Here is a 12,639-nt window from a genome sequence, read left to right on the forward strand (position 1 = left end):
TTGATCGTTAGAGCCCGAGTGAACGCGACGCGAATTCAGGCCTACCACTCCCTCTCCCCGCGAAGAGCGGGGCGAGGGAGTAGAAAGAAAAACCTCACTTCACCTTCGGCAGCACCTGCTTCACGATCTGCTTGCCTTCGACCACCTCGACCAGAAAGCTCTGGCGGTCGATGTCGCCGGTGTCGCTGAAGGTGACGTCCATCAGGATGCCCGGCTCGTCCGCGGCCTTGATGGTGAGGCCGTGCAGCGTGTCGGCGAACTTCTTCGGGTCGACCTTGCCCATCTTCTCGGTGGTGGCCTTCACCATGTAGACGGCGAGATAGCCCTTCAGCCCGTTATGGTCAGGGACGTAATTGTACTTCTTGGAAAATTTTTCGCGGAACGCCTTGATGAGGTCGACCGGCGCGTCGGTGGTGAGGCCGACATGGCCGCGCGCGCCGTTGGCGGCGTCGCCTGCGAGCTCGATCACCTTCTGCCCGATCAGTGTGGTCTCGCCCATCAGCGGCGCGGTGACGCCCTGGCGCTTCAGTTCTTTCAGGATGCGCGCGCTCTCTTCCTCGTTGAGGTAGACGAACACGGCATCGGGATTGGCAGCCTTGATCTTGCCGACATCGGCGGCGAAATCGGCCTGGCCCGCTTCGGTGGAGAGGTCGGCGACCACCTTGGAGCCGAGCCGGTCGAGCTCCTTGATGACGACGTCGCGGCCGCCGCGGCCGAAGTCGTTGTTGACCCAGACCACCGCGACCGTCTTCGCCTTCATCTCGTCGTGGATATACTTTGCGACCTTCGGCATCGAGGATTGCTGGCCGAACGAGGTTCGGAACAGGAATTTGTTGCCCCCTTGCGTCAGCTCGGCGGCCTCGCCGCCCATGATCTGCGCGATGCCGGCTTCGGCTGCGAGTGGGGCCGTGACCTTCACCGAGCCGGAATAGCCGGGCCCGAGCAGCACGTAAGGCTCGGCGTCGAGCGCCTTCTGGACCTGGGCCCGCGCCACGCCCGGGTTGGACTGCGAATCGGCGTGGGTGACCTCGAGCTTGCGCCCGAGCACGCCGCCCTTGGCGTTGATCTCCTCGATCGCGAGGTCGATGCCGTTCTTCCAATTGGTGCCCACGGTGGCGCCGCCGCCCGAGAGCTCGGCGACATCGGCGAGCTTGATCGCCTGGGCAAAGGCGCTGGTTGCCGTCATGGCGGTGAGCAGCGCGCTCACCAGTAGCGTTGATTTCATCGTCGTCTCCTCACGTTTCAAATTTTGCCAGCGGCCTTGTATCCGACCGCTTCGTCTCAAGCTGCCTGATAGGCGGCGCTGCGCGCAGCCATCACGGCGTCAAAAGCCTCTCCCATGACGTCCGTCGATGGGGCAAGGCCGGTGAACAGTTCGAAGGCGTCCGCGGCCTGGTAGATCGCGAGCTCGCGGCCGGTCATGATCGGAGAGCCTTTCTCCCGCGCTGCGGCAAGCAGCGGCGTGATCAGCGGCGAATAGACGGCGTCGGCGACCCACAGGTCTGCCCTGAGCAGCGCCGACGGCACTGGCGTGTCCCGGTTCGGCAGCATGCCGACCGGCGTGCCGTTGACGAGCCCGGTTGCGCCTTGCAGCGCCACCTCGACGCTGGCGGCAACGCGGGCGCCGCGCGGGGCGAGCAGGGCGACCAGCCTTTCGGCGCGCGCCGGCTCGGCGTCGAAGATACGGATGTCGGTCACGTCCAGGCTCGCCAGCGCAAACGCGATCGCCTTGCCGACGCCGCCGGCGCCGATCACGGCGACGGCGTTGGCGGACGGTGCAAGCAGCGGGGCCACTGCGCGCGCGAAGCCCGTGGTGTCGGTATTGTGGCCGGTCAGCCGGCCGTCCCTGACGACGACGGTGTTGACCGCGCCCATGGCGGCCGCGCCCGGCGCCAGGGCGTCGAGCAGCGGGACCACCGCTTCCTTGTAAGGGTAGGTGACATTGACGCCGGCAAAGCCGAGCCGCCGCACGCCTTCCAGCATCAAGCGCAGCCCGGCCGCGTCGGCGCCGGCGACCTCGATGAGCTGGTAGTGGCCGCGCAGGCCAAGCGCCTCGGCGGCGCGCTCGTGCATGGCAGGGGACGCGGAATGCGCGATCGGCGCGCCGATCAGGCCGGTGAGGAGCTTCTGGCTGGCGGCGTATCCGCGCTTCGACATGGTTCGCTATCGTCTCAAAGGGAGCGTTCGGCCCCGGTCATTAGCGGGGAAACCCGCGCAATTCCAAGGGGCTTCCGGCTGCGACGATAGCCTTTCCCCCGCCTAACACAATTACCCTTTTGTCCGGCAAACCTAACATCATGTTATTTCTTCCGCCCCCGCCCCGGCACTGCCTTGCCGTTGCCGCGGGCCGGCTCGACCGCCCGCATCTCGGCGCGCAGCGCCTCGATGAAAAACTCGGCATGAAGCGACAGCGGCGCGCCGCGCTTGACCGCGATGTAAGTGTCGAACCGCGTCGGCTCGGCGATCTTCAGGAGCTCGATCCCGGGATAGCCGCCATGGGCCACGGTGAACTGGTCGATGATGGCAATGCCGAGCCCGGCCTTCACCAGCGCGCAGACCGTGGTGCCGAAGCGCGCGCGGATGGTGATGTTGTAGGCGAGCCGGTTGCGCGCGAAGATCTCGGCCATGATCCGGCCGTAGGGATCGTTGGGATCGATGCCGATCAGCGGATAGCGGGTGATCTCGGCGGCCGATACCTGCTTGCGGCCGGCGAGCTCGTGGCCCGGCGGCACGATGCAGTACAGCTCGCCCGAGGCGAGCGGCATGAAGTCGAGCGCGGAATGCTCCAGCCGGTAGCTCATCGCCACGCACTCGCCGCGGCCGAGCATGAGATAGTCGATGGCCTCCTCGAGCTTGAGGATGTTGATGTCGATGCCGAGATCGGGATAGCGGCGCCGGACGCGCTCGATCGCGCGCGGCACCATCACCTGCGAGATGCTGGGCACCGAGCCGATCCGCAGCTCGGACAACCCGCCGCGGCCGATCTTGGAGATGATCTCGGAGAGATCGTCGACCTTCTTGTAGACGCCGTTGATCTGCTCGAAGATGTTCTCGGCCTCCGGCGTCGGGAAGTAACGCCCGTTCTGGCGCTGGAAGAAGCGGACGCCGAGCGAGCGCTCGGTGTATTTGACGAGGCGGCTGATCCCCGGCGCAGAGACGTTGAGCAGCTTCGCCGCACCGCCGATGGTCCCCGTCACCATCACGGCACGGATCACTTCAACCTGGCGCAGCGTCATCATGAAGAGGCATCCGGCAATGATCCTGGGCGGCGATCATGTCACGAGAGCCGTGATGTCATCCAGCGGCAAGTGGAAGGTGACTGAGGCAAGGTGCTCTCGTGTCCCGGACGCGCCGCAGCGCGTTTGGCGTTGCGGCATCGCTCGCTGGACGATGCTTCGCCAGGGAGACGCTGCGCTGCGTCCGGGGCACGCGAGCGCGGCCGGTTCATCAACCTCTCTACAAGGGGAAAGGAAGCCAGAATTCCTGGTCGGATTGTTTCGACTAAAATCAGCGCGTTCAAATGGACCGGCGTCGCAGAGCGCGTAACGCCGCAATCGCGCTTTAGCTCGCCGGGCCCTCGGGCGAGACGCTGTCGGCCAGCGCCGCACGCTCGCTTTGCAGCACCTCGCGCGCGAACTCGATGATCTTCTGCTTGTTTGCCGTGTCGTGGACGGCGAAAAACACGCGGTTCAATTCCAGGCCGAGCACGCTGTTGAGGGCAATGTCCTCGTCTTCCATTTGGCTTTCCCGCTGCGGTCCGTTCAGGTGTATCGTGACGTCAATTCTGCCACAAGTAGTTTAAATCTTCAGAGCAGATGAGCACCGGGAAACTACGGCCGCAGCGCATTTGAGGCAGCTCCCGAATACGTGCTATAGGGAGGACGGAAGGTCAGGAAACGCACCGATGTCCGCCGCAGATGCCGTTGATTATGGCCGGGAGGCGCTCGACTTCATCGAAGGGCTTGGAGCCTACACCAAGGTTCCGGACGCCATGGACGCACTTGCGACCGCGTTCGGCCGGTACGGCTTCGAACATATCATCGTGACGGGCTTGCCGAATCCCGAGCAGCGCTTTTCCCAGATGGTGCTCGCCAAGAAGTGGCCGGCGGAGTGGTTCAGCCTCTACACCGAGAAGAGCTACGACCGCGTCGATCCCGTGATCCGCAAATGCCGGCAAACGGTGAACCCATTCGAGTGGTCTGAAGCGCCGTACGATCCGGAGCTGGAGCCGGGCGCGGTGGAGGTGATGCGGCGCGCTGCCGATTTCCGCATGTCGCGCGGCTTCGTCGTGCCGATCCACGGCTTGACCGGCTACGAGGCCGGCGTCTCGCTTGGCGGCGTCCATCTCGACCTCAATGCGCGCAGCAAGCCGGCGCTGCACCTGATCGGGATGTACGGCTTCGACCACATTCGCCGTCTGCTCGATCCGGCGCCGCATCCATCGACGCGCCTCACCCCCCGCGAGCGCGAGGTGATCGCCTGGGCCTCGCAGGGCAAGTCGGCGTGGGAGATCGGCGAGATCCTGCACATCACGCAACGCACGGCGGAAGAGCATCTTGCAACCGCCGCGCGCAAGCTTGGCGCCGTCAACCGGACGCATGCGGTCGCGATCGCGATCCGCCACAGAATCATCAATCCCTGAAATCCTCGCCTACTGGGAAATTTCCCAATAGTCGGTTTTGTCCTTTTCGCTGAGGCTCCCCTCATTTCAAGCCATGGGGGAGTTCATGATTCATGTGATTTCTGCCGTCAATCGGCACCTGTACGAGGACGTCCTCGAACAGCATTTTCGGGTTCGCCACCAGATTTTCGTCGAGGAGCGGAAATGGGAAGCGCTGCGCAAGCCCGATGGCCGCGAGATCGATACCTACGACAATGAGGATGCAGTCTACCTGCTGGCTCTCGAGAACCGCCGTGTGCTCGGCGGCTCGCGCCTGTATCCAACTACCAAGCCGACGATGATGAGCGAGGTCTTCCCGCATCTCGCCGCGGTGTGCGGCTGCCCCTCGGACCCGCTGGTCTGGGAGTGGTCGCGCTTCTTCGTCTCGCGCGAGCGCCGCGATGGCGCATTCAATCTGCAATTGATGGCGGCCGCGCAGGAGTTCTGTCTCGAGCAGGGCATCGAGCGGCTTTGTCTCGTCATGGAGACCTGGTGGTTGCCGCGCTTCCACGACATCGGTTTCGTCGTCACGCCGCTGGGATTGCCGGCGCTGGTGGAAAATTCCTGGACCATGGCGGCAACGATCGACGTCCGTCAGGAGTCGCTCGATGTCGTGCGTGACCGTATCGGAATGACGAGCGTCGTCCAGCAGGACGGTCCGCGGATCGACTGTATCGCCCGTGCCAACCTCTGCGGCGCTGCTGCCGCGCAACGAAAGAGTGCCTGAGATGTCGAACATGATGCGGAACAGCCAGATCATGGCGCATATCAAGGACGAGAATCTCGGCTACATGTCCGACATGGCGCTCGAGCTGGCGCAGATGGCGGAAGACACCGGACTGGCGACGCTCGCCTATCTGTTCCGGATGGCGGCGCTGGAGGCCTCGACGGCCAACAGCGTGCTCGCAGAGCCGGATGACCTTCCCCGGCAGATGACGTCGCACTAGACGCTCAATTCCAACGAACGTCGCACCCTCTCTCGGTCGGCCCGAGGGAGGGTGTTCTTTTGGGTGCGGCAGGTTGCCCCATGCTGACCGGCAGTTTTCTTGCATCGCGGAACGCGTGTCGGTCGCATGCATCGGCATGCAACAAAGTGCATGTTTGGTGTCGAATCGCTCTTGCCTCGGAACGATACTGCCATTACCCATTTTTCCGCCTTGAACAGGCAGGGGGAGCTCTTTCACTGATGGCGAACGTGTTCGAACATCGGCGCGACACCGCGTGCGCCTGAAAGAGTCTTGATGCTGCTCGTCGTCGAACAGTTCTTGAACGGATTGCAGTTCGGCCTGCTGCTGTTCCTGCTCGCCGCCGGCCTGACGCTGGTGTTCGGGATCATGGATCTCGTCAACCTCGCGCACGGCTCGCTCTACATGATGGGCGCGTATTTCGCCGCGACCTTCGCGGCCTGGACCGGCAGCTTCCTGCTCGGCGCGCTGATGGCGCTCGGCGCCACGCTGGTGCTCGGCATCGTGCTCGAGATGAGCGCGCTGCGGCATCTCTACGGCCGCGACCACCTCGACCACGTGCTCGCGACCTTCGGCCTGATCCTGTTCTTCAACGAGGCCGTGCGGCTGATCTGGGGCCCGGCGGGTCTCGCGCTGCCGCTGCCGGCCTGGCTCACCGTGCCGGTGCCGATCCTGCCCGGCATCCACTATCCCGCCTATCGCCTCGCCATCATCGCGGTCGCGTTGCTGGTGGCGCTGCTGCTCTATCTCGGCGTGATGCGCACCCGCATCGGCATGCTGATCCGCGCCGGTGCCTCCAACCGCGAGATGATCGGGGCGCTCGGGATCAATATCAAGCTGCTCTACACGCTGGTGTTTGGTCTCGGGGCCGCGCTCGCGGGCCTTGCCGGCCTCATGCAGGCGCCGATCCTCACCGTGCAGATCGGCATGGGCGAGAACATTCTGATCCTCGCCTTCGTCATCATCGTGATCGGTGGCATCGGCTCGATCCGCGGCGCGTTCCTCGCCGCGATCTTCGTCGGCATGATCGATACGCTCGGCCGCGCCTTCCTGCCAAATCTGCTGCGCCAGGTCTTGAGCGGCGCCGCCGCCTCCACCGCCGCGCCCGCGCTGTCGTCCATGCTGATCTATCTCCTCATGGCGATCGTGCTGGTGGTGCGGCCGGAGGGGCTGTTTCCGGCCAACCGTCGATGAAGAATTTCACCGTGAGCAAGGCCGCCACGGCCCTGATGCTGGCGGGCCTCGTGCTGCTGCCGCTCTATTCGCAGCTCAGCGGCAACGTCTTCATCCTGACGCTGTTCACCCGCATCATCATCCTGGCGCTGGCCGCCGCGAGCCTCAACCTCATCATGGGCTTTGGCGGCATGATGAGCTTTGGCCACGCCGCCTATCTCGGCATCGGCGGCTATGCCGTCGGCATGCTCGCGCAGGAAGGCGTCGGGAGCGGCTTCATCCAGTTTCCGGTCGCACTCGCGGCCTCCGCGATCTACGCGCTCGTGATCGGCGCGCTCTCTTTGCGCACCCGCGGCGTCTATTTCATCATGATCACGCTGGCCTTCGCGCAGATGGCCTATTACGTCGCCTCGGGCCTCGCACGCTACGGCGGCGACGACGGCCTCACCGTCTACAACCGCAGCGACTTCTCCGGGCTGATCAACCTGTCGAACCGCACGCAGTTCTATTATCTCTGCCTTGCCTGTCTATTCGGCGTCATCTTCCTGATCTGGCGCATCGTCAATTCGCGCTTCGGCCTCGTCGTGCAGGGCCTGCGCTCCAACGAGCAGCGCATGCAGGCGATCGGCTTTCCCGCCAAGCGCTATCAGTTGGTCTGCTTCGTCATCTCGGGCACCATGTGCGGCCTTGCCGGCGCGCTGCTCGCCAACAACACCGATTTCGTCAGCCCGGCCGTGATGTACTGGACCCGCTCCGGCGATCTCATGGTGATGGTGATCCTGGGCGGCATGGGCACGCTGTTCGGCCCGATCATGGGCGCGGTGGTGTTCCTGCTGCTGGAAGAATTCCTGTCGCAGATCACCGAATATTGGGCGCTGATCATGGGCCCGCTGCTGCTGCTGATCGTGTTGTTCGGCCGCGGCGGCATCATGGGCATGCTCGGGAGGGCTGGCCGTGGCTGAACCCCTGCTCCGCGTCGAAAAGCTGGTGCGCCGTTTCGGCGGCATCATCGCGACCGACAACGTCTCGCTCGACGTCGCAAGTGGTGAGCTGCACGCCATCATCGGCCCGAACGGTGCCGGCAAGACCACACTGATCAGCCAGCTCACCGGGCATCTCGAGCCGCATTCCGGCAGCGTCTCGCTGGCCGGGCGCGACATCACATATTTGCCGGCCTATCGCCGTTGCGCGCTGGGCCTGGCGCGTTCGTTCCAGATCACCTCGCTGCTGCTCGATTTCACCGCCGCCGACAATGTCGCGCTGGCAGCCCAAGCCCATGCCGGCACCTCGTTCCGCTTCTTCGCCAATGCGCGCAAGGAGAAGGCTCTGCGCGATGCCGCGCATGCCGCGCTCGATCGCGTTGGCCTCGCTCATCGCGCCGATGTGCTGGTGTCGAAGCTCAGCCATGGCGAGCGACGCCAGATCGAGCTTGCGGTCGCGCTCGCCAGCAAGCCGAAATTGCTGCTGCTCGACGAGCCCATGGCCGGCTTAGGAGTCACCGAATCCCAGGGCATGGTGAAGCTGCTCCAGGAGCTGCGCAAGGAAGTCTCGATCGTGCTGGTCGAGCACGACATGCCGGCGGTGTTCGCGCTCGCCGACCGCATCTCGGTGCTGGTCTATGGTCGCGTCATCGCCTCCGGCGATCCCGCCGCGATCCGGGCCAACGAAGACGTCAAGCGCGCCTATCTCGGCGACCAGCATGTGGTGACCCATGGCTGACACGCTGCTGGACGTCGAGGGAATCGAGACCTGTTATGGCCTGTCCCAGGTGCTGTTCGGCCTGTCGCTGTCGATCAAGCCGGGTGAGATGGTCTCGCTGATGGGCCGCAACGGCATGGGCAAGACCACCACCATCCGCTCCATCATGGGCCTGACCCCGGCGCGCGCAGGCAGCATCCGATTTGCGGGCACCGAGGTGCGGCAGCTCCCGTCCTACAGAATTGCCAAGCTCGGCGTCGGCCTGGTGCCTGAGGGACGTCAGATCTTCCCGAACCTCACCGTGCGCGAAAACCTGGTCGCGGCCGCGGCCGATCGCTTCGACAGCCCCAATCCCTGGACGCTCGCCGCAATCTACGTGCTGTTTCCGCGCCTTGCCGAGCGCGCCGCCAACATGGGCAACCAGCTCTCCGGCGGCGAGCAGCAGATGCTCGCGATCGGCCGCGCGCTGATGACCAACCCGAAGCTGCTGATTCTGGACGAAGCGACCGAGGGCCTCGCGCCGCTGATCCGCGAAGAGATCTGGAGCTGCCTGTCGCTGCTCAAGAGCCGGGGCCAGTCGATCCTGGTCGTCGACAAGAACGTCGACCATCTCGCCCGCATCTGCGATCGCCACACCATCATCGAGCGCGGCAGGACGGTGTGGAGCGGCACCTCTGACCAGCTGATGGCGGAACCGGATCTCCAGCACAAATATCTCGGCATCTGACGCGTTCGTTGCCGTTCGCCGCAGGCCTCTTCGAGCAAATCCAGTTTCGAAATCCTCCAAACAGCGCGCGGAGCTCTTGAGCGCGCCGTCGTGAGCCGTCAAAGAAGCCGCTGCGTAAGCGGAATTCGATGCGGGACTTTTTCGATCAAATTGTCGGACGACCTGAAGACGACGTCGGTTCCGCACAGCCCGACGCTCCGACAGCGGACCAATGGCTGGATTTTCCGGGCTGCATGTTTGTCAGGGGTGAGTTTCGCGCCGATGCCGACGGCCCGGTGATCGCAGCTGCGGGCCTGTTTATCTCCGTGGCATTCGATGACCATGCTGGCCGCGGCACTCGGACGCGCGCGGCCAGCGGCGAAAGGCAGATGACGGCAATTGCCGTGCGCGAAGACAGCGCTGTGGGGCGCGCGGCACGCTCTGGCGATCGTCCTGCCGTCGGCCTTGCTCTTCCCCGGGCTTCCATCGATGAGCTTGGACTCGGCGACGCGTTTGAGGCGCTGTTCAGGAACAACGACGCAGGCACGGCCGTCGTCTCCTTGACGGCATCGCCGCGCATCGAGGCCGTCGCGGCAGAAATGTTCTCTCCGCCGGTCACGGGAAACGCAGGCCAATTATTGCTATCGGCGCACGCCGCCGAGATCATCGTCCACGCATTATTTAGTGAGCGCGGCCGGATTGCGGTCGACCCGGCCGCCGACCTGCAACAGATGCGGTTGCAATCGGTCAAGGAGCGGATGGACGCTGATCTCGCCTACCCCTGGAGCATCGACGAACTGGCGCGGAGCGCAGGGTTGAGCCGCAGGTCCTTCAACCAGAAATTCCAGATGGCGTATGGCGCGAGCGCCATCGATTATCTGAGGGCGCAGCGACTCGATGCCGCACGTGCGCTTTTGATCCATCAGCGCTTGTCGGTCACCGAAGCGGCTTATCGGGTCGGCTATGCCCATCCCGCCAATTTCGCGACCGCCTTTCGCAGGCGTTTCGGCCATTCGCCGAGCCGCTATCAGTAATCTCGAAAGCCTCCACGTGGAATCAAAGGCGATTTGCACAGTCGCAAAGGCGGTGCGCGCCTCGATCTGATTACTCCCGGGTTGTCAAAATACGGAACTCGGGGAAGTCGATGAGGCGCAACGACGGGCACAAGCCCGGCTGGGAACGAAGGATGAAGGCTGGCCTGGGTATGGCCGGTTTGGGGGTGGTGCTGCACGCGACGCCCTCGGCTGCACAGGTCTCCGGGACCAATTCGGGGTCAGCGGCCGCGACATTGCCGCCCGTCACGGTCGAGGCGCCGAGCCAGGCGCGCCCGCGGACTCAATCTGCCCAGCGCGCTTCCCAATCGCAGCGTGGCCGCGCCGCGCCGCCGCGCAATGCCGCAGCCGGCCAAGCCAGAAACCCTGATACACGCGAGGCAGGTAGCGGTCCTACCAATGCGCCGGGCGAGAACAGCTATGTTGCAGGCGGCAGCTCGGCGGGCACCAAGACGAACACACCGTTGCTCGAGACGCCGCAGTCGATTTCGGTGGTGACGCGCAAGGAGCTCAACGATCGCGCCGTGCAGACGCTGACGGAAGCGGTCGGCTACCAACCGGGCGTGCGCATCGATGCTTCCGGCTACGATCCGCGCTTCGACGCCATCTCGATCCGCGGCTTCGACGTCACCTACAACGGCATCTATCTCGATGGCTTGCGTCTCGTCGGCGCCGGTCTCGGCGTGTTCAAGACCGAGCCCTATGGCGCCGACAGCATCACTGTGGTTCGCGGGCCGAGCTCGGCGCTCTATGGCCTCGGCTCGCCCGGCGGATTGATCGACCTGCAGAGCAAGCTGCCGACCAGCCAGCCGTTCCATGAGGTGCAGACGCTGTTCGGCGACCGCGATCGCGTTCAGGGCAATTTCGATTTCTCGGGGCCGATGGATCCCAACGGCCAGTTCTCGTACCGGCTGACCGGCGTGGTGCGCGACGCCGATGTGTTCGTGCCCGGCGGCAAGGATAATCGCACCTATGTCGCTCCGGCCATCACCTGGAAACCGGATCAATCGACGACCCTCACGCTTCTCGGCGCCTACCAGAAATCGAAGACGCCAGGCTCGATGTTCACCTACTCTTCGGGCACCGGCACGACCACTGATATCTTCACCGGCAGTCCGTCCTACAATTCGCTCGATCAGGAACAGGGACGCGTCGGCTATCTGTTCGAGCATGCGTTCAACAACGCCGTGACCGTTCGCCAGAAATTCCGCTACGTCGACGTCGATGCGGTCACCCGCTATGTCGGCTTTCTCGGTGCTCCCGTCGGTGATGTCGTCTCGCGCTATACCGGCTACGTCCACGATACGCTGCAATCGGCCATCATCGACAACCAAATGGAGGCCAAGCTCTCCACCGGGCCGGTGCAGCACACGCTCCTGATCGGCAGCGACTACACCTCGTCGAAGTTCAGCGACAAGCAGGGATTTGGCTTCGGCGTCTCCGATCTCAATCTGGCCGCGCCGGCCTACGTGCCGGAATCGATTCCCGATCCCACGATCTCGTCCTCGACGCGGCAGCGGCAGACCCAGTCCGGAATTTACATCCAGGACCAGGCCAGGCTCGATCACTGGATCCTGACGCTGAGCGGCCGCAGCGACTGGGTCCGCACCACCGGTGAGGATCTGTTCGCGCTGACCAACCAGACCCAGTCCGATCAGGCCTATAGCGGCCGGGCCGGGCTGACCTATGTGTTCGATTCCGGAATTGCGCCCTACGTCGCCTATTCGACCTCGTTCTTTCCCAACCTCGGCGTCGATCCCACCGGCGCCTTCTTCAAGCCGACCACAGGCAAGCAGACCGAATTCGGCGTCAAGTTTCAGCCGTTGGGAACGCGAAGCTTCATCACCGCTGCGGTGTTCGACCTGACCCAGGACGGCGGACTGGTGACGACGGGAACGGGCGTGACGGTGCAGCGCGGCGAGATCCAGAGCCGCGGCTTCGAACTGCAGGGGCTCGCGAGCCTCGGTGGTGGTTTCGACATCACCTCGTCCTACACCTATCTCGACATGGTCACCAAGCAGGCCGGCGACAGTTCGCTGGTCGGGAAGTTTCCGTCGGGCAATCCACCCCACACGGCGACGCTGTGGGCGAACTATGCATTGCCGCTGGCAGGCCCGTTTGCTGGGCTGAGCATCGGTGGCGGCGCGCGCTATATGTCATGGAGCTATGGCGACGACCTCAACACGTTCAAGAACAGTTCGGTGACCCTGGTCGACGCGGCGCTGAAATATGATTTCGGCCAGGCGGCGAAGGAGCTGAAAGGGCTGTCGTTCCAGCTCAACGCCAAGAACCTGTTCAATCTGCACTACACGACATGCCAGGTCGGCTATTGCTACCGCGGCGCCCCGCTGACCGTCATCGCCACGCTCGGCTATCGCTGGTGAG

The 12,639-nt window shown here is 64.3% G+C and carries 13 protein-coding genes; 9 read left to right on the top strand and 4 right to left on the bottom strand.

What is annotated here, in order from left to right:
• Nucleotides 1-94: 94 nt before the first annotated feature.
• The 4 genes from IVA79_RS33195 to IVA79_RS33210 form a co-directional block, all read right to left on the bottom strand.
• Entirely contained in the window at nt 95-1,225 is a 1,131-nt protein-coding gene (locus IVA79_RS33195; protein WP_247561220.1) for an ABC transporter substrate-binding protein, read from the bottom strand.
• Nucleotides 1,226-1,281: 56 nt separating this feature from the next.
• Nucleotides 1,282-2,157 carry a shikimate dehydrogenase gene (locus tag IVA79_RS33200; RefSeq protein WP_247561222.1) on the bottom strand — a complete coding sequence of 292 codons (876 nt, stop codon included), beginning with the start codon at nt 2,155-2,157 and terminating at the stop codon, nt 1,282-1,284.
• Between the two features lie 143 nt (nt 2,158-2,300).
• Nucleotides 2,301-3,239: a LysR family transcriptional regulator gene (locus IVA79_RS33205; protein WP_247561224.1), complete on the bottom strand. Its 939-nt coding sequence runs from the start codon at nt 3,237-3,239 to the stop codon at nt 2,301-2,303.
• Nucleotides 3,240-3,561: 322 nt separating this feature from the next.
• Nucleotides 3,562-3,738: a hypothetical protein gene (locus IVA79_RS33210; protein ID WP_247561226.1), complete on the bottom strand. Its 177-nt coding sequence runs from the start codon at nt 3,736-3,738 to the stop codon at nt 3,562-3,564.
• A 166-nt stretch (nt 3,739-3,904) separates the two neighbouring features.
• Between IVA79_RS33210 and IVA79_RS33215 the strand changes: the two genes are divergently transcribed.
• The 9 genes from IVA79_RS33215 (at nt 3,905) to IVA79_RS33255 (ending at nt 12,638) form a co-directional block, all read left to right on the top strand.
• Nucleotides 3,905-4,642 (top strand): LuxR family transcriptional regulator, encoded by a 738-nt coding sequence (locus IVA79_RS33215; protein ID WP_247561228.1) that lies wholly within the window; start codon nt 3,905-3,907, stop codon nt 4,640-4,642.
• 85 nt (nt 4,643-4,727) lie between these two features.
• Nucleotides 4,728-5,387, top strand: a complete 660-nt coding sequence (locus IVA79_RS33220; RefSeq protein ID WP_247561230.1) for an acyl-homoserine-lactone synthase — start codon at nt 4,728-4,730, stop codon at nt 5,385-5,387.
• Between the two features lies 1 nt (nt 5,388).
• Nucleotides 5,389-5,607 (top strand): hypothetical protein, encoded by a 219-nt coding sequence (locus IVA79_RS33225; protein WP_247561232.1) that lies wholly within the window; start codon nt 5,389-5,391, stop codon nt 5,605-5,607.
• A gap of 294 nt (nt 5,608-5,901) precedes the next feature.
• Nucleotides 5,902-6,819 (top strand): branched-chain amino acid ABC transporter permease, encoded by a 918-nt coding sequence (locus IVA79_RS33230; RefSeq protein WP_247561234.1) that lies wholly within the window; start codon nt 5,902-5,904, stop codon nt 6,817-6,819.
• Nucleotides 6,816-7,760, top strand: a complete 945-nt coding sequence (locus IVA79_RS33235) for a branched-chain amino acid ABC transporter permease (RefSeq protein WP_247561235.1) — start codon at nt 6,816-6,818, stop codon at nt 7,758-7,760. The genes IVA79_RS33230 and IVA79_RS33235 overlap by 4 nt, the downstream gene beginning before the upstream one ends.
• The gene (locus tag IVA79_RS33240) at nt 7,753-8,517 is read left to right on the top strand and encodes an ABC transporter ATP-binding protein (RefSeq protein ID WP_247561239.1); all 765 of its coding nucleotides are present in this window, start codon (nt 7,753-7,755) and stop codon (nt 8,515-8,517) included. The genes IVA79_RS33235 and IVA79_RS33240 overlap by 8 nt, the downstream gene beginning before the upstream one ends.
• The gene (locus IVA79_RS33245) at nt 8,510-9,223 is read left to right on the top strand and encodes an ABC transporter ATP-binding protein (RefSeq protein WP_247561241.1); all 714 of its coding nucleotides are present in this window, start codon (nt 8,510-8,512) and stop codon (nt 9,221-9,223) included. The genes IVA79_RS33240 and IVA79_RS33245 overlap by 8 nt, the downstream gene beginning before the upstream one ends.
• 128 nt (nt 9,224-9,351) lie before the next feature.
• Nucleotides 9,352-10,236 (top strand): helix-turn-helix transcriptional regulator, encoded by an 885-nt coding sequence (locus tag IVA79_RS33250; RefSeq protein ID WP_247561243.1) that lies wholly within the window; start codon nt 9,352-9,354, stop codon nt 10,234-10,236.
• 152 nt (nt 10,237-10,388) lie between these two features.
• Complete coding sequence (locus tag IVA79_RS33255; protein WP_247561245.1) at nt 10,389-12,638, top strand: TonB-dependent siderophore receptor; 2,250 nt, start codon at nt 10,389-10,391, stop codon at nt 12,636-12,638.
• The last annotated feature ends 1 nt before the right edge of the window (nt 12,639 follow it).

This window comes from Bradyrhizobium sp. 138, from assembly GCF_023074075.1.
Taxonomy (GTDB): domain Bacteria; phylum Pseudomonadota; class Alphaproteobacteria; order Rhizobiales; family Xanthobacteraceae; genus Bradyrhizobium.

What these genes read in the sequence shown, in the direction of transcription:
- IVA79_RS33195 (WP_247561220.1), bottom strand. Translation starts at nt 1,225, where the DNA reads ATGAAATCAACGCTACTGGTGAGCGCGCTGCTCACCGCCATGACGGCA.
- IVA79_RS33200 (WP_247561222.1), bottom strand. Translation starts at nt 2,157, where the DNA reads ATGTCGAAGCGCGGATACGCCGCCAGCCAGAAGCTCCTCACCGGCCTG.
- IVA79_RS33205 (WP_247561224.1), bottom strand. Translation starts at nt 3,239, where the DNA reads ATGATGACGCTGCGCCAGGTTGAAGTGATCCGTGCCGTGATGGTGACG.
- IVA79_RS33210 (WP_247561226.1), bottom strand. Translation starts at nt 3,738, where the DNA reads ATGGAAGACGAGGACATTGCCCTCAACAGCGTGCTCGGCCTGGAATTG.
- IVA79_RS33215 (WP_247561228.1), top strand. Translation starts at nt 3,905, where the DNA reads ATGTCCGCCGCAGATGCCGTTGATTATGGCCGGGAGGCGCTCGACTTC.
- IVA79_RS33220 (WP_247561230.1), top strand. Translation starts at nt 4,728, where the DNA reads ATGATTCATGTGATTTCTGCCGTCAATCGGCACCTGTACGAGGACGTC.
- IVA79_RS33225 (WP_247561232.1), top strand. Translation starts at nt 5,389, where the DNA reads ATGTCGAACATGATGCGGAACAGCCAGATCATGGCGCATATCAAGGAC.
- IVA79_RS33230 (WP_247561234.1), top strand. Translation starts at nt 5,902, where the DNA reads ATGCTGCTCGTCGTCGAACAGTTCTTGAACGGATTGCAGTTCGGCCTG.
- IVA79_RS33235 (WP_247561235.1), top strand. Translation starts at nt 6,816, where the DNA reads ATGAAGAATTTCACCGTGAGCAAGGCCGCCACGGCCCTGATGCTGGCG.
- IVA79_RS33245 (WP_247561241.1), top strand. Translation starts at nt 8,510, where the DNA reads ATGGCTGACACGCTGCTGGACGTCGAGGGAATCGAGACCTGTTATGGC.
- IVA79_RS33250 (WP_247561243.1), top strand. Translation starts at nt 9,352, where the DNA reads ATGCGGGACTTTTTCGATCAAATTGTCGGACGACCTGAAGACGACGTC.
- IVA79_RS33255 (WP_247561245.1), top strand. Translation starts at nt 10,389, where the DNA reads ATGAAGGCTGGCCTGGGTATGGCCGGTTTGGGGGTGGTGCTGCACGCG.